The organism is Rhizobium leguminosarum, assembly GCF_019798305.1.
GTDB lineage: Bacteria > Pseudomonadota > Alphaproteobacteria > Rhizobiales > Rhizobiaceae > Rhizobium > Rhizobium leguminosarum_U.
Genome location: NZ_JAAXDD010000002.1, coordinates 120,212 through 145,828, shown reverse-complemented (window position 1 = coordinate 145,828; position 25,617 = coordinate 120,212). Strand labels below are relative to the sequence as shown.

Here is a 25,617-nt window from a genome sequence, read left to right as displayed (position 1 = left end):
CACGGCTTTTTGCAATGACCAGTCGTCCATCGAGACAGTCGAGGCATAGCCTGACCGTGTAGGTTGACCCCCGACGTTGCCCGGGAGCATAGTCCCCGGACAGACGCGAATGACCTGCTGATGCGAACGAGGTCGGTCAGTCGATCTTCGTCCGTTTCCGAACAGATCAAACGGAGAGGAGAGCGTCATGCCACCCACATCCCTGTCAACGCCCACGCGGCGCGAACTGCTTGCGGCCACGGCCGCCGCCGGAGCCATGAGCATGTTTGCCGGGACGCGTAGCGCTCAGGCAAACGGCGACGGGCTTAGCCCTTTCAGCGTCAATTTCCCCGAGGATCAGCTTGACGATCTGCGCCGGCGCGTCGCGGCCACCCGTTGGCCTGACGAGGAGACCGTCGCGGATGATACGCAGGGCGTGCAGCTCGCAACGATCCAGAAACTCGCGAAGCATTGGGCGACGGATTACGACTGGCGCAAGATGGAGGCGCGGCTCAATGCGCTGCCGCAGTTCATCACCGAGATCGACGGGCTGGATATCCACTTCATTCACGTGCGCTCCCAGCATAAAAATGCACTGCCGCTGATCGTCACACATGGGTGGCCTGGCTCCATCATCGAGCAGTTGAAGATCATCGAACCGCTCACCGATCCGACAGCGCATGGCGGGAGCGAAGAGGACGCATTTGACGTGGTGATCCCGTCTTTGCCTGGCTACGGCTTTTCCGGGAAACCGACGGGGTCGGGGAATTGGAACCCGCCACGCATCGCGCACGCCTGGGTGACGCTGATGGAACGTCTCGGCTACACGAAGTTCGTGGCGCAGGGTGGCGACTGGGGCAATGCGGTGACCGAATTGATGGCGGTGCAGGAGCCGCCGGGATTGCTCGGCATCCATACGAACATGGCGGCCACGGTTCCGGCTGACATCGCCAAGGCTCTTGCCGCCGGCGGCATGCCGCCGGCCGACCTTTCGCCGGACGAAAGGCGCGCCTTCGATCAGCTCGACGATTTCTACAAGAACGGACTGGGCTATGCGATCGAGATGAACAATCGGCCGCAGACGCTCTACGGGATTGTCGACTCGCCGGTCGGGCTTGCATCGTGGATGCTCGATCACGACATCCGCAGTTACCGGATGATCGCCCGTGTTTTCGACGGAGAGCCCGAGGGGCTGACGAAGGACGATATCCTCGACAACGTCACGCTCTATTGGCTGACAAACACCGCAATCTCCTCGGCACGCCTCTATTGGGACAACGCGCACCATCCGTCGGGCGGGTTCTTCGACCCCAGGGGCATCAAGATCCCGGTTGCCGTCAGTGCTTTTCCGGATGAGATCTACCAGGCGCCGCAGAGCTGGGCGGAGAAGGCCTATCCGAAGCTCATCCACTACGCCAGGCTGCCGAAGGGCGGTCACTTCGCCGCCTGGGAACAGCCGATGGCTTTCACTGCCGAGCTCAGGACGGCGTTCCGGCCGCTGCGGCAGTAGACCCAGGCGGCCTCAGGCGACTGATGCCGCGATCACGGTTTCTCCGCTTCTCCCTGCGTTGACCGCAGCAGGTTGTCGCGCAGCGTCGTCACCGATTTCTGCACGACGGGAAAGTCGTCGCCAAGGCCGATGGCGCCAAGCAGCGCGTCGCCGGGATCGGTTTCAACGAGTTGGCGCCCTGCCGGCGTCAGGCTGACCCGCACCTGCCGTTCGTCGGCGGGATCGCGGTGACGGGTGATATAACCATTCAACTCCAGCTTCTTGAGGATGGGCGTCAGCGTGTTGGATTCGAGGAACATCTTTTCCCCCAATGCGCCGACGGTCTGTTCATCCTCTTCGGAGAGAGCCACCATGGTGATATATTGGGTATAGGTCAGGCCAAGCTCGTCCAGGATCGGCTTATAGGCGCGGCCGAAGGCGAGATTTGCCGAATAGACCGCGAAGCACAGGAAATTCGAAAGTTTCCTGCCTTCCTTGCCCACTGGCGGGGAGGCGGGCGCGGGGCTGCCAGTCTGTCTTGCGATTTTAGATGCGGGCATGGGTTCATCCTAGTAGGCTCTGAATGCTAGGACTTGTATATATCGTATACGATTAAATCGCAACTGAATCGACATCTGTTTTTGGACAGCCTATCCGGCCCGTCGCCCCCAGTTTCCGGAGTGGCGGTCAGTGTCGGCGCCTTGCCGCCTAGCCGAACTTCTCCGTTGTATCGGCCTTGCCGAACACCCAGTAGCCGGATGCCTTGATCCAGCCGAGCGGGCAACCCCGCTCCAGCAGGTAGGCGCGGATATCGCGTGTTACCGAGGCTTCCGCCGCGACCCAGACGAAGGTTTCCGGTTGGATATCGACTGTACTCAACAGTTTCAGCAGCGCTGCGGCATCGGTTGCTTGAGAAAGAGGCCGGTGCGCCCAGTGGAGGTGCAGCTCGGCTGATGTCTCGAAGAGTTGTTCTTCCAACGGGCCGGTGACGGCTGCGATTGTGGTGATGACGGTTCCGGCGCCGCTCTCCTCGATCCGGCGGCCGATCGCCGGCAGTGCCGTTTCGTCGCCGATCAGCAGCCACCGTTTTACGGTCTTCGACACTACGGCGGAGCCCCTTGGTCCGCCGATCTCTAGCCTGTCGCCGGCGCGCGCATTGATCGTCCATTGGGTGACCGGGCCTGCCTCATGCAAGGCGAAGTCGATGGTCAGTTTTTGTTCGGCATTGTCGTAGCGTCGCGGCGTGTAGTCACGGCGTTCTTCGCCGCCATCGGCGGCCGGTACGAAAATCTTGATGTGGTCGTCGGGCGCAAGGCTGATGAAATCGGCAAGAACGTCGCCGGACAATGTGATGCGGCGCATGCCGGGGGTGATGTCGACGACGCTTTCGACCGCCAGGGTGCGCCGTCGCGTGTCATGGCGGACCCGTTCGATGCCGGGGGCCGGTGAAATCTGATCTTTGAATTGATTGTTGTCCATGTGTCCTTCCGGGGCTTCAAAGCTCGATCCGCAGGACACAGTCGCGCAGATCGCAGCCGCAGAGCCGTTCGATCATACGCGTTGAGTGACGTTAACGCTTACGTGGCCGGGTGACCCGGCCATTGACGGCATGATGTAGCCGACGACGGCGGCATGTGCAACCGCAAGGGAACCAACAAGGGCGATGATTGCCAAAGTTTAACTTTCCGGCGCCGTTCCGGTTGGGCAATGATCGGCCGATCAGCGGTTAGAACCTCAAACTTATGTCGGCTTGTTGGCTTCGATGAAACGGCGTAGCGAGGTGGCGGCATTCAGCATGTGGGCGCGCATACGCCGCGATGCCATTTCGCCGTCGCCTTCGGCGATCGCCTGCATGATCGCCTCGTGTTCGTCCCGGGATCGGCGCAGCCGTTCGCCCTGGCGCAATTGCGTGCGCCGGAAGGCGTTCAGGCGGTTGCGCACGGCGATCGCCTGTTCGGCAAGGAAGCCATTGTGGGTCGCGTGATAGATGGCTTCATGGAATTGGCGGTTGAAGCTGTCATAGGCATCGAAGTCTCCGGCTTCGACGATCGGCTGGGAGAGATCGTGCAGTTCGATCAGATGGCTCCGCTCCAGCGGTGTCATGCGGTAGGTGGCGAGCCTGACGCATACCGCCTCGATCTCGGCCACCGTTTCGAACATCTCCATGATGCGCTCCGGCGTCATACGGGCGACGACGCCGCCGCGCCGGGCGCGAAGCTCGACGAGGCCGCCCGCCGCCAGCTGACGCAATGCTTCGCGAACCGGCGTGCGGGAGGCGCCGAAGCGGTCGGCGAGCTGCTGTTCGTCTAGCGCAGCACCCGCCGCCAGCGTGCCGGTGGCGATCTCGTCCGTCAGGGCGTTGCGAATGCGATCGGAGAGCAATCCGCGATCATCGCCGTCATCCTCGGTTTCGAAACCACTCGCCATTCCGTTATCTCCGATCTGTTTCAACACCGACGGCTCGATCGATTGTGTATGCAAATGCGATTGACGTACCGCCTCGCGTATACACTGATGACATCACGAAGGTGTTACGTATTCAATAATTGACTTTATATCGGATGGGAATACATAAATCTCCAGCAAGCAGGCTTCTGCATACAGGAAGCCGCTTCAAATACCGAATATGAATACGACCGGAGCTCGCAACGCGACGAAGGCCAGTGCCTCGCGCTGGGCAAAGCGAACCGTGCCGACATTGGCATCACAGACCAACCGATTTTGACTTGGCTTCGGTTCTTCGGTCCCGAACCAGCATGCTTTCGATCCTTCAATTCCTGGACGCACAAGGAACCAGATCATGATGATGAACAGACGGACTTTCTCGGCTGCCCTTGTTGCCGGCGCCGCCGCTTCTCTGCTTGCTACCCGCGGTATGGCCGCGACATCCGCTGCCGTTAAAGCGCGCAACGTCGTGCTGGCGCACGGGCTGTTTGCCGACGGCTCGTGCTGGACCGAGGTGATCGCGCGCCTGCAGGCGGCCGGGCTCGATGCCACCGCGGTGCAGAACCCGCTGACGACGCTGCCCGAGGCCGTCGCTGCCGTGAAGCGGGTGCTCGACCGACAGGATGGTCCGACGGTTCTGGTCGGACATTCGTTTTCCGGCATGATGGTCACCGAGGCCGGCGTGCACCCCGACGTTTCGGCGCTCGTCTATGTCGCGGCGCGGGCGCCGGATGCGGGCGAGGATTATACCGCTCTCGCCAAGACCTTCCCGACGCCGCCGGCGTCCGCCGGCATCGTCTTCGACGGCGACGAAGGTCGGCTGAGCGAGGAAGCCTTCCTGCACGATTTCGCCGGCGACCTGCCGGAGGCAAAGGCGAAAGTTCTCTATGCCGTGCAGGAACCGTTCCAGAAGGCACTGCTGACAGGCAAGACGACGCAGGCGGCCTGGCGTTCGAAGCCGAGTTGGTATGCCGTTTCAACCGAGGATCGGACGATAAATCCCGATCTCGAACGCTTCATGGCCAAGCGCATGGGGGCGAAGACGATAGAGGTGAAGGCCAGCCACCTCTCGCTGATCTCCCACCCCGACGAGATCGCCCGGTTGATCCTCGATGCGGCGGGGCAGAGTGCGGACTGATCCCAGCGGCCGGCAAAGCGGCGATGCCGTTCGCCGGCTTGCTTTGGCGATGCCATGCTGTCGCGAGGGTCGTGTCTCGACCCGTTTCCGTCATTCGGGTTTCAGCAGGTCGACGCTTCTTCGTCTCGCTACAGCCACCGCCTGATGCGGGCCTTGTAGGCGAGATAGACGTCACCGAATTTCCGCTCGAGATAGGCCTCCTCGCGAGCGACCACACCGTAGCGGATGACGAGGTAGAACGGCACCAACAGGATGATGAGCCATAGGCTGTCGAAAGCGACGGCGAGGCCGATGAGGCCGAGGAACATGCCGATATAGATCGGATTGCGCGTGAAGCGATAGGGGCCTTCGTCGACGATCGCAGTCGTCGGACGGCTGAGGTGGACCTGCGTCCCCGCCCGGCGGAAGGTTGTTGCCGCCCAGATCAGCAGCGCCAGGCCGGCGAGGAACACGATGCCGCCCAGCCCGCCGGCAGGCATGGCCGCAGGCAGGAACGGCAGCGCATAGAGCCAGTCGAGCGCAAGCCCGGCGGCGACGGTCAGCGCCCAGGCGATCGGCGGCCGCACCGCCGCGCCTGAACTGTCGCGCAAATTGCCGTTCGCGTCGTTCATGCTACCCCCCTCCGGTCTCCTAGCCCCTGGAATTCCAGCGCATGGGGAGCGTGTTTCGTACCATTTGTCGCGGCCCCTCCACCGGTGGAGTCTACCTCGTTTCGAGAGAGATTTGAAGGCGGAGAGGCGCGGTCGAAGTTCGGAACAAGAGGCGGCCGCGGGTGTTAACCCGGCGAGCCTGCATCGAGTTTGCGGCTCCTCGTTTGCGAGAAACCACCATAGCCATCTACTTCAATCATACCATCCTGTCGGCTCACGACAGCAAGGCCTCGGCAGATTTCCTGGCCGATATGTTAGGGTTGCCGGCGCCGCGGCGCTGGGGGCCGTTCCACATGGTCACGACCGACAACGACGCCAATCTCGACTATATGGAAACGGAAGGTCAGATCGGCCGCCAACACTACGCCTTCCTGGTCGGTGACGCTGAATTCGAGGCGATATTCAATCGAATTCGCGAGCGGAACCTGAGCTACTGGGCCGACCCCGGTCAGCGGATGCCTGATGAGACCAATGACCACGACGGTGGGCGCGGCGTCTATTTCGAAGATCCGAACGGCCATCTGCTCGAAATCATCACGCGTCCCTATGGCAGCGGCGGCTGGAATCCGTAAGAGAGAAGGCGGCGGTCGCGTAGCTCACCAGGGTCACGCGATAGCCGAGTTCCATGGCGAAGCGGTCGGTGGATTCGGTGCAGCTATTGGCCAGCAACCCGCCAACGCAAGGAGCGAGGCAGGAGGTTCAAGGCCGCGCGGTAGCCGCGCAATCAACCCGCTTCAACATTACCGCCAGCACCGCCACACGCACTTCTCGTCACCATCGCGACGATGGTTTCGAAGAGTTCGTCCTTTGCCTCGACGGCGGTGATATCGCCTGACGCAGCGGCATAGGAGAGGGCTTCGGCAGCGCCGAGCATGGCCCAGAGGCCGGCTGCGGCGATCGTGCCGGCGCCGGCGAAGGGCGAAAGCGCAATGCGGCATTTCTCGATGAAGACCGCCTCGTATTCGCGCTTGATCCTTTCGAGTTCCGGCGAGCCAGCGAGCGCGCCAATGACGCCGGGGATTTCGCGGCCCTGGAGAAGCACGCAGTCGACATAGGAGGCGGCGATGACCGCGGCCCGGTCGGCGAGAGATGGCTGGCTTGCCGCAAGGGCTGCGTCCATCACTGTCGTCTGGCGGGCGTCGAATTCGCGGTAGAGCGCTGCGAGCAGGCCGGGGCGGGTTTCAAAATGATCGTAGACCACGGGTTTCGTCACGCCCGCCTGCTCGGAAAGCCGGCCAAGGGTCAGCGCTTCCGTTCCCTCATCGCGGACGATCTGCCAGGCGACGTCGAGAAGCTGGCGAAGCCGGTCCTGTCGCGACAGGCGGCGGCGCCGCTGCGGATCGGTCGGCTGATGTGTTGTTTCGGCGCTTGACATCACTATATACCAAAAGTAACTTACTGAAAGTAGCTTACCAAAGGTACAGGCTGCGTCTTCCGTCCGCAATCATTCAGCAGGAGTTTTTGCCATGCACGCGCTCATCGTCGTCGCGCATCCCGATCCCCGGTCGCTCACCCATGGCGTCGCCGTGCATCTTGCCGATGGTATCACGCTCTCCGACGCCGGCCATTCCGTCGAGATCGCCGATCTCGCGGCCGAGGGCTTCGATCCCCGGTTCACTGCGGCCGATATCGCCCTGCATCTGAGGGAAGGGGTGCTGCCCGCCGACGTTGCCGCCGAGCAGGCAAGGATCGACCGCGCCGATGCGCTGGTGCTTGTCTATCCCGTCTACTGGTGGTCGATGCCGGGGCTGCTCAAGGGATGGATCGATCGGGTGTTCACCAATGGCTGGGCTTATGACGATCGTGCGGATGCCGGGGTGGTGAAGCTACTTGGCCGTCTGCCGGTGCATCTGGTCGGCCTCGGCGGCGCCGACGCCGGGACCTATGCGCGGCACGAATATTTCGCCGCGATAAAGACGCAGATCGATCATGGGATCTTCGATTATTGCGGCGCCCGCGTTGTGACATCCGAGCTGATGCTCGAAGCCGGACCGGACCAAGCGACCGCCCATCTCGAGGCGGCGCGTACCATCGGCCGCAGACTCTTCAAGGCATCCGGGCGATCCAAGGCGGCGGATGCGGCGTGAAGGTGTCCGGCATACAAGCAAGGTTTATCGGTTGGCGCAGGCGAAGCCTTGCGCCGTTGGCTTTTTCACGAGAAAAGCCTTGGATGACTATTCCGACTACACATCCCTTCGACTTCGATCCAACCTACGGCATGCAGATCGAGGAGCTTCTCGCGGTCAAGCCGCCCGAGGCGCCCGCTGGCTTCGATGATTTCTGGAAGGCGCGTTATCTCAAGGCGCTGGCGGTCGATCCGCAGCCGGTGCTGCGGCGGAGCAAGATCGCCCATCTCGACTGGCATGTGCTTGATCTCGTCTATATCTCGACCGGTTCATTCAGGATCGGTGGCTGGCTCATCCTGCCGCGTCAGGGAGAGGTGCGGCGCGGCCTCGTCGTCCGACACGGTTACGGCGGACGCGATCGTCCTGATTTCGAGCTGCCGGTCGAGGAAACGGCGCTCATCTTTCCCTGCTGCCGCGGGGCTGTCGCTCAGCGCGCATCCGCCGATCTCCGAGAACCCGTCCTGGCATGTGCTGCACGATATCGATAAGCCGGAGGCCTATATCATCGGCGGCTGCGTCGAGGATACCTGGCTCGCCGTTTCGACGCTTACGGCACTTTATCCCTGGCTTTCAGGGCATATCGGCTATAGCGGAATCAGCTTCGGCGGCGGTGTCGGGGCGATGGCGATCGCCTACGACGATCGCATCGATCGCGGCCATCTGGCGTTGCCGAGTTTCGGGCATCAGCCGCCGCGGCTGATGCTGCCGAGCGTCGGCAGTGCGGAATCGGTGCAGGAATATCAGGCTGAACATGGAAACGTGCTGGAAACGCTGCGCTTCTACGATGCGGCGACCGCCGCCAGCCGGATCAAGGTGCCGATGCTGACGGCCGTCGCCCTTTTCGATCCTTCCGTCGCGCCACCTTGCCAGTTCGCTGTCGCAAATGCGCTACCAAAATCTAATGAAATCTTCATCCTGGACGCGGGGCATTTCGACTATCCTGGCAGCGCTGAGCAAGAGGCGGTTCTCCGCGACAAGATCGGTCAGTTTTTCAGGGTGCCATGAACCGCGAATATCGGCGCTGGTACAGTCAGCGGCTGTATCGAGACATCGAGATGTCGCTGCATAATTCCTTCAGTCGGAATCGATTTAAGGACAAAATTATTCAGCCATTCAAAGTGCTACAGCGTCCTTTGCGCGTCTGAAGACGCGCGGCGCTGTAGTATTCGGCCATGCCGGCGCCAAGGTGCTGGTCTTTCCGACGCGGGACGGGCGCTTCTTCGAATATGAGCAGCTCGGCCTAGTCGGAAGCCTTGCCGACAAGCTCGAGGCTGGCCAACTTCAGCTCTATTGCATCGAGGGCCTGGCAGCCGAGACCTTCTATGCCTTCCACCATCACCCCGCCGAGCGCATCCGCCGGCATGGCGCCTTCGAGGATTATATCCTGCACGAAGTGTTGCCGTTGATGGTGGCAAAGAACTCGCGTGACTGCACCATCGTGCACGGCTGCAGCCTCGGCGCCTTCCAGACGGCGAACCTGTTCTCTCGTCATCCGCATCTCTTCCGCAAGCTCGTCGCCTTTTCCGGCCGCTACGACCTGACGATGAAGGTGGAATCCTTCGGCGACCTGTTCGACGGCTATTACGATGACAGCGTCTATTTCCACACGCCGGCGCATTTTCTTCCAGGGCTCGCCTGCGACTGGCGGCTCGACAGGCTGCGTGAGCGCGACATCGTTCTCACCATTGGCGCGCCGACCCTTTCCTCGACAACAACCGCTATCTCAGGCGGCTGCTCGCGGACAAGAATGTCGGCCATCAGTTGCATGTCTGGGATGGACGCGCCCACCGCGCCGGCGCCTGGCGGAAGATGGCAAGCTTTACAACTGACACCCTCGGGATGCCGTCACGGCCAACGCAAAGCCGCCGTCGCCACAGGCGCGTCCCAGAGCGCGATCTCCTCGTCGCTCAGCAAGGCAAGGGTGACCGACAGCCCCTGCATGTCGAGTGAGGTGACATAGGTTCCCACAAGCGAGCGTGCGATCGGGATGCCTCTTTCCTCGATGAAGCGGCGGGCGCCATTATAGGCGAGGTAGAGTTCAGCGGGCGGCGTGCCGCCGAGGCCGTTGACGAAGAGCAGTGCGCGGGTACCCGGCGCCACCGCGATATCGCCGGCGATGGTTTCGCAGAGATGGCCGATGATGGCGTCGGAGGCGGCGAAGGGCTGCCTGGCATGGCCGGGCTCGCCATGGATGCCGACGCCCATTTCCATCTCGCCGGGTCCGAGCGAAAATGTCGTGCGTTCGGTCTGCGGCACCGTCACGCCGTTCAGCGCGACACCCATCGAGCGGATGCGGGTGTTCAATCCCTGGCCAAGCAGCTTCAATTCGGCAAGCGACATGCCGCGTTCGGCCGCAGCACCCAGGAGCTTTTCGACGATTAGCGTACCGGCAACACCGCGCCGGCCATTGCCTTCGCCGGACCTTGATGTCTCGATATCGTCGCTGACGACGACCATGTCGATGTTGTGGCGGTCGCCGGCCATCTCGATCGCCATTTCGAAATTCATCAGATCGCCGTCGTAATTCTTGACCACGAGCATGCAGCCGGCGCCGGTATCGGCCTCTTCAATCGCCGCGATGATCTGGCTCGGTGTCGGAGATGTGAAGATATGGCCGACGCAGGCGGCATCCAGCATGCCGTGGCCGACGAAGCCGATATGCATCGGCTCATGGCCGGCGCCGCCGCCTGATATAAGCGCCACCTTGCCAGCGGTGAGATGGCGGCGGCGGATACATCTGCGCTCAGGCCCGAACACCACCAAGGCCTCATGAGCGCGCACGAAGCCTTCGACGCTTTCGGCGACCATGGTTTCCGCAGTGTTCATGAACTTCTTCATCAAGCCCCTCCCAGGGCCAAAAGCATTACGTTACGTCAACCAGCGCACTCGTCATTCCGCACCCGATATCGCGACGATCTTCTGCACCAGATCGGAGATCGCCTCTTCCAATAGGCGGTTTTTCCTGTCGTCGCCGAAGTCGGGCACCATCAGCGAAACGTGCCGCAATTTCTCGGAATGGCCGAGGTCCGGCAGCTTGCCGGGATGGGCGGCCTGATAGGCTTCGAGAAAGCGCTCCTGTTCGGCGGCGCTAAAATGGCAGACGCGGACGATTGTTGCGAGATGGCGCGCCGGCAGCGGCGTTGCATAGGTCGGGCTAGTAATCTGGGTGACGAAACTGCGATGTTTTCCAAGCGCCGTCGCCAGGCGCTGGCGCGTGCCGGATGGCCTGTTGTCGATTATCTGCGCCAGAATGGACTTGTAGGCGATAATGGCGTCTTCGGTGTCTTCGCGCGCCATTCTACTCTCCGGCTGCCCTTGTGCCATCGGCGTTGAGGCCGATGATCGCCGATCTTATCGCGGGACGCCGGGCCGGCGCCACGGAAAAATGCCGGAGGCCGGCGGCGAGCAGCCCGGGCAGATAGTGCGGATTGCCGGCCATGTCGCCGCAGATGCTGACTGGCTTGCCGGCGGTCAGCTTCACCGCCTGGGCAAGCAGCCGGAGCACGGCAGGCGCCGCATTGCCGGCATCCGCGTCGATATCGTCGCGAGAGGAGGCGGCGAGATACTGGGTAAGATCATTGGTGCCAAACGAAAAGAATGCCGCTGACCCGAAAGTATCGAGCATCAACGCTGCGGCCGGCACCTCCACCATCATGCCGATCGGTGGCATCCGGTGGAGCAGGGATCGGCGGCCGAGCTTTTCGGCTTCCTCGCGGAACAATTCGCGCATCCTGTCGATCTCGTCGGGAAAGGTCACCATCGGCAGCATCACCGAAAGCCTGCCGAAGACGGCGGCACGCAGCAGGGCGCGGGCCTGCACGCGGGCGATTTCCGGCCGGGCAAGCAGCAGTCGGATGCCGCGCAGGCCAGAGGCCGAGAGAGCCGGCAGGTCTTCGAGGCCGGCGAGCGGCTTGTCGCCCCCGATATCCAGCATTCTTATGATCACCGGCCTGTCGCCCGCCTGTTCCAGCACGCGGCGATAGATCGCCAGCTGCCGTTCCTCATTGGCCGCCTCGGCGATCGAGGCGACTGAAAATTCTGAGCGCATCAGGCCGACGCCTGCCGTTGCCGGATCGAGCGCGTCGATCTCGGCGGGGTCGTTGATGTTGATCGAGAGCAGGATCGGCACGCCGTCCGCCGTGCGCAGTTCGCCGCTTTCGTTCTGCGTGTCGGCGGTAGGCGCCTGTGCAGGCGCGAGTGGCGGGATCAGCATGCCGCCTGCCTTGAGTACGACCGCACCGGCGTCGCCATCCACGCTGACAGGATCTCCGTCTGCGGCCGAAAAGCGGCCGGCGCCGACCACCATCGGTACCGATTTCGCCCGGGCGAGCAGAGCGACATGGCCGGCGGCGCTGCCTGAAAACAGCGCGATGCCGCCGCCTTTCGACCAGTCATGGGCGAGAAAGCGGCTCGGCTCCATATCCTTGCCGACGAAGATCGAACCGGGCGGAAAATCGGCGATCGGGGTGCCGGCGAGCGCCCCAAGCACACGGTTCTTGATGTCGAGAATATCGACGGCGCGTGCCCGCATCTGCTCTTCATCGGCCGCTTCGAGTTCGCCGATATAGGCGTCGAGGGTGGCGACCCAGGCAAACACGACATTCTCGTCGGCTTCCATGCGCGCGCCGGTCGCTTCCGCGATGGTCGGATCGCGCAGCACCTCGATCTGGAAATCGATGATATCCCGGCTTTCGGCATCGGCTCCATCGGCAAGGCGCTCGAGTTCGCCGATCGAGATGTCGATCGCCTTCTCGAGCGCGTCGTATCCGCCGGCCGTGCTGGGCGCGGGGGCGTCCGGCCGCTCGGCCACAAAGGCCGGGCCAGATGCGATGCCCGGGGATGCGCTCTTTGCTGTCAACCTAAGCGGTGCGGCCATGTTTCTTTTCCTCATCGAAGTTGCGCTCGATGAGTTCCTTCAGGGCGCGGATCGCCTCCTCGGCGAGAATGCCGTCGGCGCGGATACGGAGGATCGATCCTTTTCGGATTTTCGCGCCCATGATCTTGATGATGCTCTTGCCGTTCAGCCAGACGTCGCTGCCGTTGACAGCGATCTCGATCGAACAGGGGAAGGACTTGGCAAGCCGCGTGAAGGTAACGGAGGGGCGGGCATGCAGCCCGACGCCGTGCTTGACTTCTACCTCCGTCTGGCAATTCACGTGCAATGGATGAGGCTCCTGTTTTTCACTACGCAATCCGCTCGTCATCAGGGGGACAGTTCCTCGGCTGTGGCGACGACCTTGGCCAGCGACGCACCCCCCGACGCCTCGGCGGCGGCGATGACGGCGCCTTCGACCAGCGGCGCATTGCAGATGGAGACGAGAGCCGCGCGGGGAAGGCCCAGCATTTCGATCGCCATTTCGCTGTTGGTCTCGGCGCCGCCGAGATCGACGAAGACGGCGACGCCGGCATCGGACCAGGCGGCTTCGATCGCCCTCAGAATGCCGCCGGCATCGGTACCGAGCTCGCCATGGGCATTGCCGCCCGACCAGGCGAGCGGCACACAGTCGCCGACCATCTGCCGCACCATGTCGGCGATCCCCCTTGCCACCAGCGGCGAGTGGGAGACGATCACGATGCCCACATTTGTGGTCTTTCCATTCATTGCGGACGGTGCTCCCCGAGATAGCGGCAGATCGCCGTGGTCAGCAGCGCACAGCTCGACGCGCCGGGATCGACATGACCGATGGAGCGGTCGCCGAGATAGGCGGCGCGCCCGCGCATCGCCTTCATGTCAGCGGTGCGACTGGCGGAACGCTCGGCCCTGCGGGCGATTGCGCCGAGCGGCGAGCGGCTGGCGAGTGCCGCATGCACGGGATAGAGCACGTCGAGCAGGGTTTTGTCGCCGGCATGCGCCCGACCGCGTCTTGCGACGGCATCGATCGCCTGTTTCAGCACCTGCGAAAAATCGGCCTTCTCGTCGCTTTTGCGAAGCTCGCGGCCGATCTCCATCAGCAGCGTGCCGTAGAGCGGCCCGGCCGCACCGCCGACATTCATCACCAGCGTCAGGCCGATCTTTTCCATGGCGTCGGGGAAGGGCAGGCTGGACAGGCTCTCGCCTTCGGCGCTCACCGCCTCGCAGCCGCGCCGCATATTGGTTCCGTGATCGCCATCCCCGATCGCGCGATCGAGCGCGCAGAGGTGATCGGTGTTTGCAGCGATCGTCGCGCGGCACACCTCGATCAATCCTGCCACAAGCACCGGTTCCGCCTGCACTGCCATCCCTCCCTGTCGCCGCGCCTCCTGCGGGCTCTAGAATTTCACGCCGGTCAGGCGAGGCTTGCCGCCACGCCAAACGCGCCGGCAACCGCCACGGCGCCGGGATCGGCAACGCCCGCCAGATCCCTTTCGCCGACATAGGAGGCGCGTCCGGCTCTCGCCTTCATCATCGTCTTCGTCGACTCGGCACCCGCTGCCGCTGCCTTTGCCGCTGCGACAACATCGCCGGATGCAAGCGCCTGCAGGGCAGGTGACAACGCATCGACCATCGTCCGGTCGCCGACCGCGGCTCCGCCATAGAACGTCATCCTGTCGAGCCCGGCAAGAAGAGCGGCTGATATATCGGCCTTGTCAGCCATCGCCTTTGCTGCGGCGGTGAAGAAGATCGACAGCAGCACGCCGCTCGATCCGCCCATGCTGGTGCCGAGGATATCGCCGAGCGAGGCAAGCGTTGCCGCCGGCCGGTCGAGTGGCAGCGTGTCGAGGCGGGCCAGCACGCTGCGGGCGCCTGAGGCTACCGTCGAGCCGGTATCGCCATCGCCGACGCGGCCGTCCAGCCGGTTGAGTTCGCTTTCCTGTGAGATCAGATGCTCGCAGAGCGCCGTGATCAGGCGCCGGTTGCGGTCATTTTCTCCGGCCGTGCTATTGGCGCCGTTCAGTCCGCCTGATGTTCTCGGTGCGGCGATGACCTCGATCTCGTGGCGTTCGACGGCCGGCGTCCAGGCATGCGGCTCGACCGCTGCCGTCAGCGCTGCCTCGCGCAGGGCGTCCAGCCGGATCAGCGACAAAGAGAAGCCGTTCATGTTGAGCGCCGTCATCATCGGCGCCGGGCCGATGATCAGCCGGACGCGGCGGCCAAGCGGCGAAGACAGCACTGTTTTGGCGATGACGGTCATTTCGAGCGGCGGCACGGCGCCGAGATTGTTGATGAGGAGGCAATGGCTTGCCCCTTCGCGCAGCGCAGGCAACAGGCGCGCCACCATGGTGGAGACGATATCGGCGACCGGTTGCAGCGTGATGCGCTCGACGCCGGGCTCGCCATGGATGCCGAGGCCGAGTTCGCCTTCGTCCGCGCCGAGACGGTCCTCATGCGCCTGGCCGGGCACGCTGCAGGTGGAGAGCGACATGCCGAGCGAGATGATGTCGCCGGCGGCTGCCGCGGCATGGGCTGCGACGGTCTTCAGGTCCTCGTCCCTTTCAGCATGATAACCAGCGATCTTGTGGACGAATAGCGTGCCGGCGACGCCGCGCGGCTGGTTGATGCCGGGAATGGCGATGTCGTCGGCAACGATGACCATCTCGACGTCGAAGCCCTCGGCGCGCGCCTTTTCGGCGGCGAGGCCGAAATTCAGCCGGTCGCCGGTGTAGTTCTTGACGATCAGCAGGGCGCCCTTCGGGCCGGTCACGGCGCGGATCGCCGTCAGCACGGCATCGACGCTCGGCGAGGCGAAGATTTCGCCGGATACGGCAGCCGTCAGCATGCCCTTACCGACGAAGCCGGCATGGGAGGGCTCATGGCCGGCGCCGCCGCCTGAGATGATCGCCACCTTCGACTTGTCCCAGTCCGCGCGCAGGATCACCTTGATGTCGGGAAAGCTGTCGAGGCGGGCAAGACGACCCTTGCTGCTCGTCAGAAGCAGACCGTCCAAGGCTTCGGTGACGATGTTTTCCCTGCGGTTGAAGAAATGTTTCATCGATTGAGACCCGTCTGTTTGTTTTTCATGCCGTCATCAAGTCTGTTTGCCGGTCAGGACAGGCGCTGTCCAGCCGCATCGAAATAAAGCGGATCACGTAGCGTCAGACTGATCCGGTCGCCCGGCGCGATCGCCAGATATGGATCTGCAAGTGTGACGAGCTTGTGATTGCCAGCCTTGATGTGCAGATGGTTCTGGTCGCCCAGATGCTCGATCCAGTCGATCTCGGCATTGGCATCCTTGCCGACAATGATGTCGAGATGTTCGGTGCGGGCGCCGACGGTCTTCGTGCCGGCCGGCGGCTGGCCGCCCGGCAGCAGGTCCGCCGGCAGAAGATTGATGTGCGGCTGGCCGAGACGGGCGGCGACATGCAGGTTGGCTGGATTGCCGTAGATCTCGCGCGGCGTTCCCACTTGCATCAGCCGTCCCTCGGCAACGATGCCGATGCGGTCGGCCATGGTCATGGCTTCCACCTGGTCGTGAGTGACATAGAGCATCGTCGAGCCGAGTTCCTTCTGGATGCGCTTCAGTTCCAGGCGCAGTTCGGCGCGCAGCTTGGCGTCGAGCGAGGACAGCGGCTCGTCCATCAGATAGATCGCCGGCCGGCGCACCAGCGCCCGGCCGATCGCGACACGCTGCATCTCGCCGCCGGAAAGTCTGGTCGAGCGGTTCTCCAGCTTGTGGTCGATCCGCACCATGCGCGCGACTTCGCGCACGCGCCGGTCGATCTCCGCCGCACTCAGCTTGCGGATCGGTGCCTTCAGCGGGAAGGCGAGGTTTTCGTAAACCGTCATGTGCGGATAGAGCGAATATTGCTGGAACACGAAGGCGACGTCGCGCTCGGCGGGTGCCTCAGTGGCGACATTGCGGCCGCCGATCTCGATGCCGCCGCTATCGGGCTTTTCGAGGCCGGCGATTAGCCGCAGCGTCGTGGTCTTGCCGGCGCCAGTCGGGCCGAGCAGCACGACGAACTCGCCGTCGCGGATCGAAAGATCGAGGTCGGCCAAAGCCTGGGTGTCGCCGAAGCGTTTGGCGAGGTTCCTGAGGACGACATCAGCCATGCCGGTTCTCCTGATAGAGATGGGATGGCACCGCGCGGCCCGAGGTGCAGTCGAAGAGCGCGAGTTTCGCCGGGTTGAATTCGAGGCCGACCCTCTCGCCGATCTGGAAGCTGCGATTGGCGGGAACCCGGGCCTTGATCAGCCCACCCTGGGTTTCCACAGCCACGACCTGGTTGGTGCCGAGATATTCACTGCCATAGACGGCGCCACGAAGGGCCGAGGCGTCGCTGAAGCGGATATGCTCCGGCCGCACGCCGAGCGCCAGTTCGCTTTCGGCCATGTCCTGGTGGATCTCGGGAACGGCGATATCGACGCCGTCGAGCAGGATGGAGCGATCGCCGCTTTTCAGGCCGGAGGTGAAGCGCATGAAGTTCATCGGCGGCGAGCCGATGAAATCGGCGACATACATGGTCGCCGGCTTGGCGTAGATCTCCTGCGGCGTGCCGAACTGCTCGATGACGCCATGGTTCATGACGGCGATCTTGTCGGCCATCGCCATCGCCTCGTGCTGGTCGTGGGTGACGTAGACGGTGGTGGCGTGGATGCGGTTGTGCAGTTCGCGCAGCTCGTGGACCATGATCTCGCGGAACTCGGCGTCGAGCGTGCCGAGCGGCTCGTCCATCAGGAAGCATTTCGGACGCCGGACAATGGCGCGGCCGAGCGCCACGCGTTGCCGGTCGCCGCCGGCAAGGCCGGAGACCGATCGGTTGAGAATATGGTCGATCTGCAGCAGGCGCGCGGTCTCTTCGACGCGCTGACGGATTTCGGCCTTGGGCATGCCCTGCGACAGCAGCGGGAAACCGATATTCCTACGAACGTTCATATGCGGGTAGAGCGCGAAGAGTTGGAAGACGAAGGCGATGTCGCGGGCGCTGGCGCGGTTGAAGGTGACGTCCTCGCCGTCGAGATAGATCTTGCCGCTGCTCGGCAACTCGAGGCCAGCGATCATGCGAAGCGTCGTCGTCTTGCCGCAGCCGGAAGGCCCGAGCAGCGCCAGGAACTCGCCGTCATGGACGGTGAAGCTCGAATCCTCGACGGCGACGAAGCTGCCGAACTCCTTGCGCAGATTTTCGATCCGGATGTCCGCCATGGTTCACTCCGGGAATTTCGAGACGATGATGAACATGACGGTGCCTATGAGCAGGGTCACCAGCGAATAGGTGTAGAGCACCAGCAGGAAGGGCTGGAACAGCATCAGGAAGCCGAGCCCGATCAGCACGGTGGCGATGGTTTCCATCGGGCCGCGGCGCAGGAAGAACGGCCGCTTCGGACGGGCAGGGGTTGATGTTTCGATCAGATGGCTCATTTGCGGACGGCTCCGAAGGTGATGCCGCGCAGCAGCTGCTTGCGCAAGAGAATGGTGAAGACGAGGATCGGGATCAGGAAGATCGTCGTGCCGGCGGCGACGGCCGGCCAGTCCTGCCCGCCTTCGCCGATGATCGTCGGGATGAAGGGCGGCGCGGTCTGGGCCTCGCCCGAAGTCAGAAGCGCGGCGAAGGCATATTCGTTCCAGGCAAAGATCAGGCAGAAGATCGCGGTCGCGGCAATGCCGGTCGTTGCCTGCGGCAGCACGACCTTGCGGAAGGCCTGCAGTCTCGTATAGCCGTCGATCATCGCCGCTTCCTCGTATTCGCGCGGGATTTCGTCGATGAAACCCTTGAGCAGCCAGACGGCGAGCGAGACGTTGACGGCTGTGTAGAGCAGGATCATGCCGAGCGCCGTGTCCGACAGGCCTAGCTCGCGATACATCAGATAGATCGGGATGGCGACGGCGATCGGCGGCATCATGCGCGTCGACAGGATGAAGAACATCAGGTCGTCGGCGAGCGGTATCTTGAAGCGGGAAAAACCATAGGCGGCGAGCGTTCCGAGGAAGACCGCGAGGAAAGTGGAGCCGAAGGCAATCACCAGCGAATTGACGAAGCGCGGCAGAAAATTCGACGGGCCGGCGATCACCATGTTGCGCTTGCGGGTCACCTCATCACAGGTGCCGACCGGCGCCGGCAGCGAGGCGATATAATCAGGTGTCTGCCGCGTGCGCGTGGTGAACAGGTTGCAATAGCCTTCGAGCGACGGCGAAAAGACGATCTTCGGGGGGTAGCTGATCGAATCCGGCGGCGACTTGATGCTGGTCAGGAAGATCCAGACGAGCGGGATCAGGGTGATCAGCGCATAGAGGACGACGATGGTGCCGGCGATGCGCTTGCTGGACAGGCTCGGTTCGACGACCGAATGGGCGGAGTTGGCGGCGCTCATCGTTGCTTCACCTTGTTCAGTGCCTTGACGTAGATGTTGGCGAGGCCGAAGACCGCGACGAAGAGGATGATGGCGAAGGCCGAGGCCCGGCCGGTCGCCCAGCTTTCGAAGGCGGCGCGTTTCAGCGTGATCGAGGCGACCTCTGTGACCGAGCCCGGTCCGCCGCCGGTGAGCAGCGTCACCATGTCGAACATCTTGAAATTCTCGATGCCGCGGAAGAGCACCGCAAGCATGATGAAGGGCAGGGCCATCGGCACGGTGATCGACCAGAACTGCCGCCAGGAGGAGGCACGGTCGACCTCAGCGGCCTCGTAGATATAGTCGGGGATCGATCGCAGGCCGGCAAGGCAGATCAGCATCACATAGGGCGTCCACATCCAGGTATCGACGATGATGATCGCCCAGGGCGCCAGCGAAACATTGCCGAGCATCTGGATATCCGAAGTCGGAATGCCTGTGACCAGCGAGACGGCATAGGCGAAGAGGCCGATCTGCGGCTCGTAGAGGAAGCGCCAGAAATTGCCGACGACGGCGGGCGAGAGCATCATCGGGATCAGGATGATCGTCGTCCAGAAGGCATGGCCGCGAAACTTGCGGTCGATCAGATAGGCGAGCGTAAAGCCGATCACCGTCTGCAGCACGATCGTCCAGAAGACGAAATGCGCGGTGGTCTGCATTGCCTGCCAAATATCGGGATCGTTGAGAACGCGCTGATAATTTCCAAGGCCGACACCCAGGACCGGCGCATTCGGCCGGTTGGCGCGGTAATTGGTGAAGGAGAGATAGACCGCCCAAAGCAGCGGGAAGATGTTGATCGCTAACAACAGGGTGATGGCAGGTGCAATGAACAGCCAGGCGATCGCCCTATCGGAGAGGCCGCGGACGCGCCGGGCGACCGTGGAGGGCGTTGCCCTTGCAGTCGCATCGGCTGCCTTCTCGACGATGGAGGAATGGGAAATGGTCAAGTCTTCACCTGGTATTTTTGGGGCACGGGGTCTTTTGGGGTATGAGAGATCTGGCGGCCCGGCTCGTCTGCCGATCCGGGCCGCCATCCTGTCGAGGATGGCGCGCATCAGGGATGCCACGCGTCAGATCTTGCCGTCGTCCTTGAAGACGTCGCTCCAGTCTTTCACCAGACCGTCGAGCGCTTCCTTGGCGGTGCCATTGCCGGCGACCACGTAGTTATGGACGCGCTTTTGCATGGCCTGCAGCAGCGAGGCGTAGCTCGGCTCGGCCCAGAAATCCTTGACGATCGCCATCGAGTCCAGGAAGGCCTGGGCATAGGGCTGGCTCTTGGCGAAGCCCGGCGCGTTGACGACGGAATTCAGGCATGAAAAACCGCCAAGTTCCCACCACTTGGCCTGCACGTCGGGCTGGGCGAACCACTTGATGTATTGCAGGGCGGCATCGCGCTTGTTGGAATAGGAAACCACCGAGATGCCCTGACCGCCGAGCTGAGCGAAGTGCGCCTTTCCAGCCGGATTGGGGAAGAAGCCGATCCTGTCGCCGCCGACCTTCTCGTCCTTGTAAAGGCCGGGCCAGGTGAAGGCGAAGTTCATCTGCATGGCGACCTGGCCGGATTTGAAGGCGTCGGCGGATTCGACCATGTAGACGTTGGAGCTGCCGGGTGGGGTGCAGCAATCATAGAGCGACTTGTAGAATTCGAGGCCTTTCACCGCGTCGTCCGAGTTGACGAAGCCTTCCATGTCATAGGGCTTCTTCGGGTTCTCGTACTGGAAGCCCCAGTCGTAGAGGACGTTGGTCACGCCCATGGTAATGCCTTCGGAGCCGCGCTCGGTATAGATCGAGGCGCCATAGACGGTCTTGCCGTCGATCTGACGTTTCTGGAAGAACTCGGCGATCTGCTTCAGCTCGTCGTAGGTCTTCGGCGCTGCGAGATCTTGGCCGTATTTCTCCTTGAATTCCTTCTGCAGTTCCGGCTTTTCGAACCAGTCCTTGCGGTAGGTCCAGCCGACGACGTCGCCCATGGCGGGCAGCGCCCAGTAGTTCGGGGTGTTCTTCGGCCATTCCGAGTAGCCGACGACGGTCGCCGGCACGAAGTCATCCATCTTGATGCCTTCCTTGTCGAAGAAGTCGTTAAGCTTGACGTAGTGGCCATTCTCGGCCGAGCCGCCGATCCACTGGCTGTCGCCGATGATGAGGTCACAGAGCTTGCCGTGTGAATTCAGCTCGTTGAGGAAGCGGTCGGCGTAACTCGTCCAGGGAACGAATTCGAACTTCATCTGCGTGCCGGTCTTGGCGGTGAAATCCTTCGACAGCTCGACGAGCGCATTGGCGGGGTCCCATGCGGCCCAGCACAGCGTCAGTTCATCGGCTTTGGCGAGATTGGGCAATGCCGACGACATGACGAATGCCGTGGCCAGCCCGAAAAGGGCTTTCGATGTTTTCTGCATAAGTTCCTCCCAGAACCAAGGGCCGGCTCCCCGCCGGCGTCGCATGTTCACCCACTTCAGAGAATGCTCACATGAACTCCTCAATCATCATGTTTAGCAATATGTTTAGTGATATCTATTTTTGTAAACATTGCAAGCGCCAATCGTTGCTGCATTGCGACAGTGTCGCACTACATGGGCGGATAGTTTTGGGGGCCGATCTTTTTTCGGCAGATCTCGAAAAATTCTTTTGCGAGCGTACCGATGCAGCGACATCTGGCCTCGCTGCGACATCGAACGCACGGTATGGACTGCACGCCGCCCCTGTTTTTCCCCGGAGCGGTTCAAGCTTGGCCTCGCTTCAGTGGGGCCTTTTTCTTGAATCCTTTCTTGGGTCGATAGCGGTCAGCTATCCAGCCGAATCGGGAATATTCCTGCGTAGTGCGAGATTTAGCCTTTCCGGCCGGATGCAACGGGCGTATTCAGCCAGTGCGCGGCTTTCCATGTCCGCGCTCGCCCGCGCGGCAGATCTCCGATCGGCTTCCTTCCCGTTTCCCTGCCGCGTCATCCGGAATTTTTATTGGCAGATCGATGACCACGGCAGAGACGAGCGAGAATGTGCAAGAGGCCGCAGGCGGCCGCCAGGCGAAGATCGTGGCACTGGTCGTTGCCGTTTCCTTCTTCATGCAGATCCTCGACGGCACGATCGTCACCACCTCGCTGCCGCAAATGGCGGCAAGCTTTAACGTGCAGCCGGTGTCGATGAGCATCGGCATCACCGTCTACATGCTGACGATGGCCGCCTTCATTCCACTGTCCGGCTGGCTCGGCGATCGGTTCGGCGCGCGCCGCATCTTCCTGATGTCGATCGCCGTCTTCACCGGCGCCTCGCTGTTTTGCGGGCTGTCCGGCAGCCTTGCGGAATTCGTGCTGTGGCGCGCCGTCCAGGGCGCGGGCAGTGCACTGATGACGCCGGTCGGGCGTATCATCGTGCTCAAGAACGCCCGCAAGTCGGAACTCGTCCAGGCGATCGCGCTGATCACCTGGCCGGCGCTGACGGCGCCGGTGCTCGGCCCGGTGCTCGGCGGCTTCATCACCACCTATGCCAGCTGGCACTGGAACTTCCTGATCAACATCCCGATCGGCATTGTCGGCATGGCCTTGGTGCTGCGCTTCGTGCCGGAGCAGCGCGAGACCAATCCCGGGCGGCTGGATCTCGTGGGCTTTGTGCTGAGCGCCGCGGGGCTGACCTTCCTGCTCGCCGCCCTCGAACTCTCGGTCAAATGGGACGGCGGGCTTTTGCCCGTCATATCAATGCTGGCGGCGGGCATCGTGCTGTCGGTCATGGCGACGCGGCATTTCCTCGCCGTCGACAATCCGCTGCTCGATCTTTCAGCCTTCCGCATCCAGACCTTCTCGATGTCGACGCTGTCGGCGGGCACGGCCTGCCGGATGGCGATCAATGCGACGCCGTTCCTGCTGCCTCTGCTCTTCCAGCTCGGCTTCGGCCTGAGCTCGATTGCCGCCGGCACCTATCTGCTCGTCTATTTCCTCGGCAATTTCAGCATGAAGGCGGTGACGACGCCGCTGCTGCGCTTCTTCGGCTTTCGCACCGTGCTTGGGGTTAACGGGCTGATCGCCGCGCTTTCGATCGTCTCCTGCGGTTTCCTGTCGCCGGCGACGCCGCCGTTTTTCATCCATGCGCTGCTTTTTCTCGCCGGTCTCTCGCGGTCGATGGAATTCACCGCTCTGAACACACTCGCCTTCGCCGATATCGGCCCCGCGCAGCGAAGCTCGGCCTCGACGCTGTCGAGCATGCTGCAGCAGGTATCGATGCTGCTCGGCGTGGCAGTGGCGGCGGCCGTGCTCAACATCGCCTCTGCTCTCAGGGGCGCCGGCAATCCCGTCCTTGCCGATTTCCGCTGGGCTTTCATCGTAGTCGGCGTAATCGGCGTCGTCTCGTCGCTGCGCTTCCTGCAATTGCCGGCGGAGGCGGGAGCCGAAGTATCGGGCCATCGGAAATTCCAGAAAAATTAGCTTATCCACGGAACCAAACGGGTCGCTTGGCGTTAATGCATCTCATTTCAGGTTTTCGTTTTCCCATCTCCTTCAACGGCTTCCATAGGGATGCTCGCCAGCCCAGGTCATGTTCTGAAAATGCCGGATTCCCGACATCCTCCTTCCGCGCCGCCTAAGACAAAAGCGAGGGACAACCGCTGTTTACCCCAGGCGGCCAATGCAATACGACATTGCTATGCGGACGACTCGGACGCTTGCGGGCGGTCGTCGCTGCGAGAGAACGCCGGGAGACGGAATGAACAATTCTAGCGGCGATGCGGATGCCCTGATCCACATCCTCTATATCGACGACGACGAGGGGCTTGCCCTACTGATGCAGAAAAACCTGCGTCGGCGGGGCTTTTCGGTCGAGTGTGCGGAGAGCGGCGCTGCAGGCCTTGCGAGACTGGGCGAGGGCGGTATCGACGCCGTCGTGCTCGATCATGTCCTGGCTGGCGAGACCGGCCTCGATATTTTGCCCAGCATCGCGGCGATGCCGGATCACCCGCCGGTCATCTATGCGACGGGTTCGGACGATATCAGCATCGCGGTCGCGGCGCTGAAGGCCGGCGCCGATGATTACATGCTGAAGGGGATCTCAGCCGATTATTTCGACTTGCTCGCCGCCGCCCTCGAACAGGCTTTGGAGCGGACGCGTTTTCGCCGCGAGATGGTGCAGGCGCAGGAGGTGATCCGCCAGCAGCGCGACCTTGCCGAAATGCTGCTCGCCGAAGTCAATCATCGTATCGCCAACAGCCTCGGCCTCGTCGGCGCGCTGATCCGCATGCAATCCTCAATGACCACGGATCAGGTTGCAATCGACGCGCTGCACGAAACGCAGATGCGGATCAACGCGATCGCCAGCGTGCACCGACGGCTCTATACCAACCGGCAGGTCGGCTCGGTGCAGGTCGACGAATATCTGAACAGCCTGCTCACCGAACTCGAGACCTCGATGCGCGACGACAAGCGGCCGCACCGCATCGTGCTTACCGCGCAGCCGGTCAATCTGGCGACCGACAAGGTGATTACGCTCGGGCTGATCGTCAGCGAGCTCGTCACCAATGCCTTCAAATATGCTTATCCGGACAGCGTGCCGGGCGAGATCCGGGTCGTTGTCGACCAGACAGATGGCGCATTACGCGTCATCGTCGAGGATGACGGCGCCGGTTTCGACCCGTCGAGCCCGGCCAGGGGAACCGGCCTCGGCACACGCATTCTGACGGCAATGGCCGCCAGCCTGAAATCGGATTTCGCCTATGACCCAGGCCACAACGGAACCAAGGCGACGCTGGTGTTTTCGTTGGATGAGGGGAAGTAGAAAGTTTAGCCTAGGGTGTGTCGTGTGGCCCCCTCATCTGCCCTACGGGCACCTTCTCCCCAAGGAGAGAAGGTGCAAGGAGACGTCGCCGCGAATCTCTTCTCCCCAGCGGGGAGAAGGTGGCGGCAGCCGGATGAGGAGGCTACCGGTACGGTGTTGTCCCTTTTTCTACAATAATTTACCGAAACTGCATCATCAAGCCTAACGCTAGGGGGGAGAAAGCATGACGACTATCCGTACGCCACGCGAAGTCTATGATTTCTGGTTCGTCAGATGCGGCCGGGAGCTGTGGTTCCACCCGACGCCTGACCTCGACGCGGAGATCAGCACAGTGTTTCGCGATACCCATCTGGCCCTTGCCGCGGATGTTGGCGCCGAATGGCGGGCGGACGCGGAGAGCCGGCTGGCGGCTGTGATCGTGCTCGACCAGTTTCCCCGCAATATCTATCGCGGCACGGCGCTTGCCGTTGCGACCGACGGGTTGGCGCTTCGCGAAGCCAAACTCGCACTGGCATCCGGCGCCGATCTGTTGGTAGAAGCCGCGTGCCGCACCTTTTTCTACATGCCTTTCGAACATGCCGAAGACCTTGGCGAACAGGACCGATCGGTAGCGTTGTTCACCGCGCTTGGCGATGAAGAATATCTCGATTATGCGATCCGCCACCGCGACGTGATCGCTGCCTTTGGCCGCTTTCCGCACCGCAATGCCATGCTCGGGCGGGAGTCGACGGCGAGGGAACGCGACTATCTCTCCAAGCCCGGCGCTGGTTTCTAAGTCTTTCCAGGGAGCT

Annotated in this window: 25 protein-coding genes and 3 pseudogenes; 9 read left to right on the top strand and 19 right to left on the bottom strand. The window is 62.5% G+C overall.

From position 1 onward, the window contains the following. Positions 1–187: 187 nt before the first annotated feature. A complete protein-coding gene (locus HFO99_RS04095; RefSeq protein WP_222359452.1) occupies positions 188–1,489 on the top strand; it encodes an epoxide hydrolase family protein in 1,302 nt (433 codons plus the stop codon). Positions 1,490–1,521: 32 nt separating this feature from the next. Here HFO99_RS04095 and HFO99_RS04090 read toward each other — a convergent pair whose 3' ends face one another. The 3 genes from HFO99_RS04090 to HFO99_RS04080 all read right to left on the bottom strand — a co-directional run bounded on the left by HFO99_RS04090 (position 1,522) and on the right by HFO99_RS04080 (position 3,895). After that, positions 1,522–2,028 carry a MarR family winged helix-turn-helix transcriptional regulator gene (locus tag HFO99_RS04090; protein ID WP_222359450.1) on the bottom strand — a complete coding sequence of 169 codons (507 nt, stop codon included), beginning with the start codon at positions 2,026–2,028 and terminating at the stop codon, positions 1,522–1,524. 148 nt (positions 2,029–2,176) lie between these two features. Continuing rightward, positions 2,177–2,947: a siderophore-interacting protein gene (locus HFO99_RS04085; protein WP_222359448.1), complete on the bottom strand. Its 771-nt coding sequence runs from the start codon at positions 2,945–2,947 to the stop codon at positions 2,177–2,179. 261 nt (positions 2,948–3,208) lie between these two features. After that, on the bottom strand, positions 3,209–3,895 hold the full coding sequence (locus HFO99_RS04080) for a GntR family transcriptional regulator (protein WP_222359447.1): 687 nt from the start codon (positions 3,893–3,895) through the stop codon (positions 3,209–3,211). Between the two features lie 373 nt (positions 3,896–4,268). Here HFO99_RS04080 and HFO99_RS04075 point away from each other — a divergent pair, with 373 nt between their 5' ends. Continuing rightward, positions 4,269–5,051, top strand: a complete 783-nt coding sequence (locus tag HFO99_RS04075) for an alpha/beta fold hydrolase (RefSeq protein ID WP_222359445.1) — start codon at positions 4,269–4,271, stop codon at positions 5,049–5,051. A gap of 128 nt (positions 5,052–5,179) precedes the next feature. Here HFO99_RS04075 and HFO99_RS04070 read toward each other — a convergent pair whose 3' ends face one another. Then, on the bottom strand, positions 5,180–5,662 hold the full coding sequence (locus tag HFO99_RS04070) for a methyltransferase family protein (protein ID WP_222359443.1): 483 nt from the start codon (positions 5,660–5,662) through the stop codon (positions 5,180–5,182). A 218-nt stretch (positions 5,663–5,880) separates the two neighbouring features. On the opposite strand from HFO99_RS04070, the gene HFO99_RS04065 reads away from it, so the two are divergent. Beyond that, positions 5,881–6,273, top strand: coding sequence for a VOC family protein (locus tag HFO99_RS04065; RefSeq protein WP_222359895.1), 393 nt, complete (start codon positions 5,881–5,883; stop codon positions 6,271–6,273). Between the two features lies 1 nt (position 6,274). On the opposite strand, the pseudogene HFO99_RS04060 reads toward HFO99_RS04065, so the two are convergent. Next, positions 6,275–6,379 (bottom strand): annotated as a pseudogene (locus HFO99_RS04060) (cysteine hydrolase); the annotation flags it as partial. 46 nt (positions 6,380–6,425) lie between these two features. After that, positions 6,426–7,076, bottom strand: coding sequence for a TetR/AcrR family transcriptional regulator (locus HFO99_RS04055; RefSeq protein WP_222359441.1), 651 nt, complete (start codon positions 7,074–7,076; stop codon positions 6,426–6,428). Between the two features lie 91 nt (positions 7,077–7,167). On the opposite strand from HFO99_RS04055, the gene HFO99_RS04050 reads away from it, so the two are divergent. The 3 genes and pseudogenes from HFO99_RS04050 to HFO99_RS04040 all read left to right on the top strand — a co-directional run. Then, entirely contained in the window at positions 7,168–7,788 is a 621-nt protein-coding gene (locus tag HFO99_RS04050; protein ID WP_222359439.1) for an NAD(P)H-dependent oxidoreductase, read from the top strand. 83 nt (positions 7,789–7,871) lie between these two features. Beyond that, positions 7,872–8,832, top strand: a pseudogene (locus HFO99_RS04045) (acetylxylan esterase). Next, positions 8,829–9,645: pseudogene (locus HFO99_RS04040) on the top strand (esterase family protein); the annotation flags it as partial. The pseudogenes HFO99_RS04045 and HFO99_RS04040, both read left to right, overlap by 4 nt. Positions 9,646–9,672: 27 nt before the next feature. On the opposite strand, the gene HFO99_RS04035 reads toward HFO99_RS04040, so the two are convergent. The 13 genes from HFO99_RS04035 to HFO99_RS03975 form a co-directional block, all read right to left on the bottom strand. Then, entirely contained in the window at positions 9,673–10,665 is a 993-nt protein-coding gene (locus HFO99_RS04035) for a dihydroxyacetone kinase subunit DhaK (protein WP_222359437.1), read from the bottom strand. Between the two features lie 51 nt (positions 10,666–10,716). Then, positions 10,717–11,124, bottom strand: a complete 408-nt coding sequence (locus HFO99_RS04030) for a hypothetical protein (protein ID WP_222359435.1) — start codon at positions 11,122–11,124, stop codon at positions 10,717–10,719. Between the two features lies 1 nt (position 11,125). Further along, positions 11,126–12,703, bottom strand: coding sequence for a putative PEP-binding protein (locus HFO99_RS04025; protein ID WP_222359433.1), 1,578 nt, complete (start codon positions 12,701–12,703; stop codon positions 11,126–11,128). Then, on the bottom strand, positions 12,687–13,031 hold the full coding sequence (locus HFO99_RS04020) for an HPr family phosphocarrier protein (protein WP_018480882.1): 345 nt from the start codon (positions 13,029–13,031) through the stop codon (positions 12,687–12,689). Before HFO99_RS04020 ends, HFO99_RS04025 begins: the two co-directional genes overlap by 17 nt. After that, positions 13,031–13,429, bottom strand: coding sequence for a dihydroxyacetone kinase phosphoryl donor subunit DhaM (dhaM, locus tag HFO99_RS04015; protein WP_222359431.1), 399 nt, complete (start codon positions 13,427–13,429; stop codon positions 13,031–13,033). The genes HFO99_RS04020 and dhaM overlap by 1 nt, the downstream gene beginning before the upstream one ends. Continuing rightward, complete coding sequence (gene dhaL, locus HFO99_RS04010) at positions 13,426–14,046, bottom strand: dihydroxyacetone kinase subunit DhaL (RefSeq protein WP_222359429.1); 621 nt, start codon at positions 14,044–14,046, stop codon at positions 13,426–13,428. Before dhaL ends, dhaM begins: the two co-directional genes overlap by 4 nt. Before the next feature lie 47 nt (positions 14,047–14,093). Continuing rightward, on the bottom strand, positions 14,094–15,737 hold the full coding sequence (locus HFO99_RS04005) for a dihydroxyacetone kinase subunit DhaK (protein WP_222359427.1): 1,644 nt from the start codon (positions 15,735–15,737) through the stop codon (positions 14,094–14,096). Positions 15,738–15,790: 53 nt separating this feature from the next. Continuing rightward, positions 15,791–16,798, bottom strand: coding sequence for an ABC transporter ATP-binding protein (locus HFO99_RS04000; RefSeq protein ID WP_222359425.1), 1,008 nt, complete (start codon positions 16,796–16,798; stop codon positions 15,791–15,793). Further along, positions 16,791–17,888, bottom strand: coding sequence for an ABC transporter ATP-binding protein (locus HFO99_RS03995; protein WP_222359423.1), 1,098 nt, complete (start codon positions 17,886–17,888; stop codon positions 16,791–16,793). Before HFO99_RS03995 ends, HFO99_RS04000 begins: the two co-directional genes overlap by 8 nt. A gap of 3 nt (positions 17,889–17,891) precedes the next feature. After that, positions 17,892–18,104, bottom strand: coding sequence for a hypothetical protein (locus tag HFO99_RS03990; protein WP_064250907.1), 213 nt, complete (start codon positions 18,102–18,104; stop codon positions 17,892–17,894). Beyond that, complete coding sequence (locus HFO99_RS03985; protein ID WP_017994415.1) at positions 18,101–19,054, bottom strand: carbohydrate ABC transporter permease; 954 nt, start codon at positions 19,052–19,054, stop codon at positions 18,101–18,103. Before HFO99_RS03985 ends, HFO99_RS03990 begins: the two co-directional genes overlap by 4 nt. Beyond that, a complete protein-coding gene (locus HFO99_RS03980; protein WP_222359421.1) occupies positions 19,051–20,019 on the bottom strand; it encodes a carbohydrate ABC transporter permease in 969 nt (322 codons plus the stop codon). The genes HFO99_RS03985 and HFO99_RS03980 overlap by 4 nt, the downstream gene beginning before the upstream one ends. 123 nt (positions 20,020–20,142) lie before the next feature. Beyond that, positions 20,143–21,468: an ABC transporter substrate-binding protein gene (locus HFO99_RS03975; protein ID WP_222359419.1), complete on the bottom strand. Its 1,326-nt coding sequence runs from the start codon at positions 21,466–21,468 to the stop codon at positions 20,143–20,145. Between the two features lie 570 nt (positions 21,469–22,038). On the opposite strand from HFO99_RS03975, the gene HFO99_RS03970 reads away from it, so the two are divergent. From HFO99_RS03970 to HFO99_RS03960, 3 genes are all read left to right on the top strand, one after another. After that, entirely contained in the window at positions 22,039–23,484 is a 1,446-nt protein-coding gene (locus HFO99_RS03970; RefSeq protein ID WP_222359417.1) for an MFS transporter, read from the top strand. A gap of 277 nt (positions 23,485–23,761) precedes the next feature. Next, the gene (locus HFO99_RS03965; protein WP_222359415.1) at positions 23,762–24,826 is read left to right on the top strand and encodes a sensor histidine kinase; all 1,065 of its coding nucleotides are present in this window, start codon (positions 23,762–23,764) and stop codon (positions 24,824–24,826) included. Between the two features lie 223 nt (positions 24,827–25,049). Then, positions 25,050–25,601 (top strand): DUF924 family protein, encoded by a 552-nt coding sequence (locus HFO99_RS03960; protein ID WP_222359413.1) that lies wholly within the window; start codon positions 25,050–25,052, stop codon positions 25,599–25,601. Positions 25,602–25,617 lie beyond the last annotated feature (16 nt).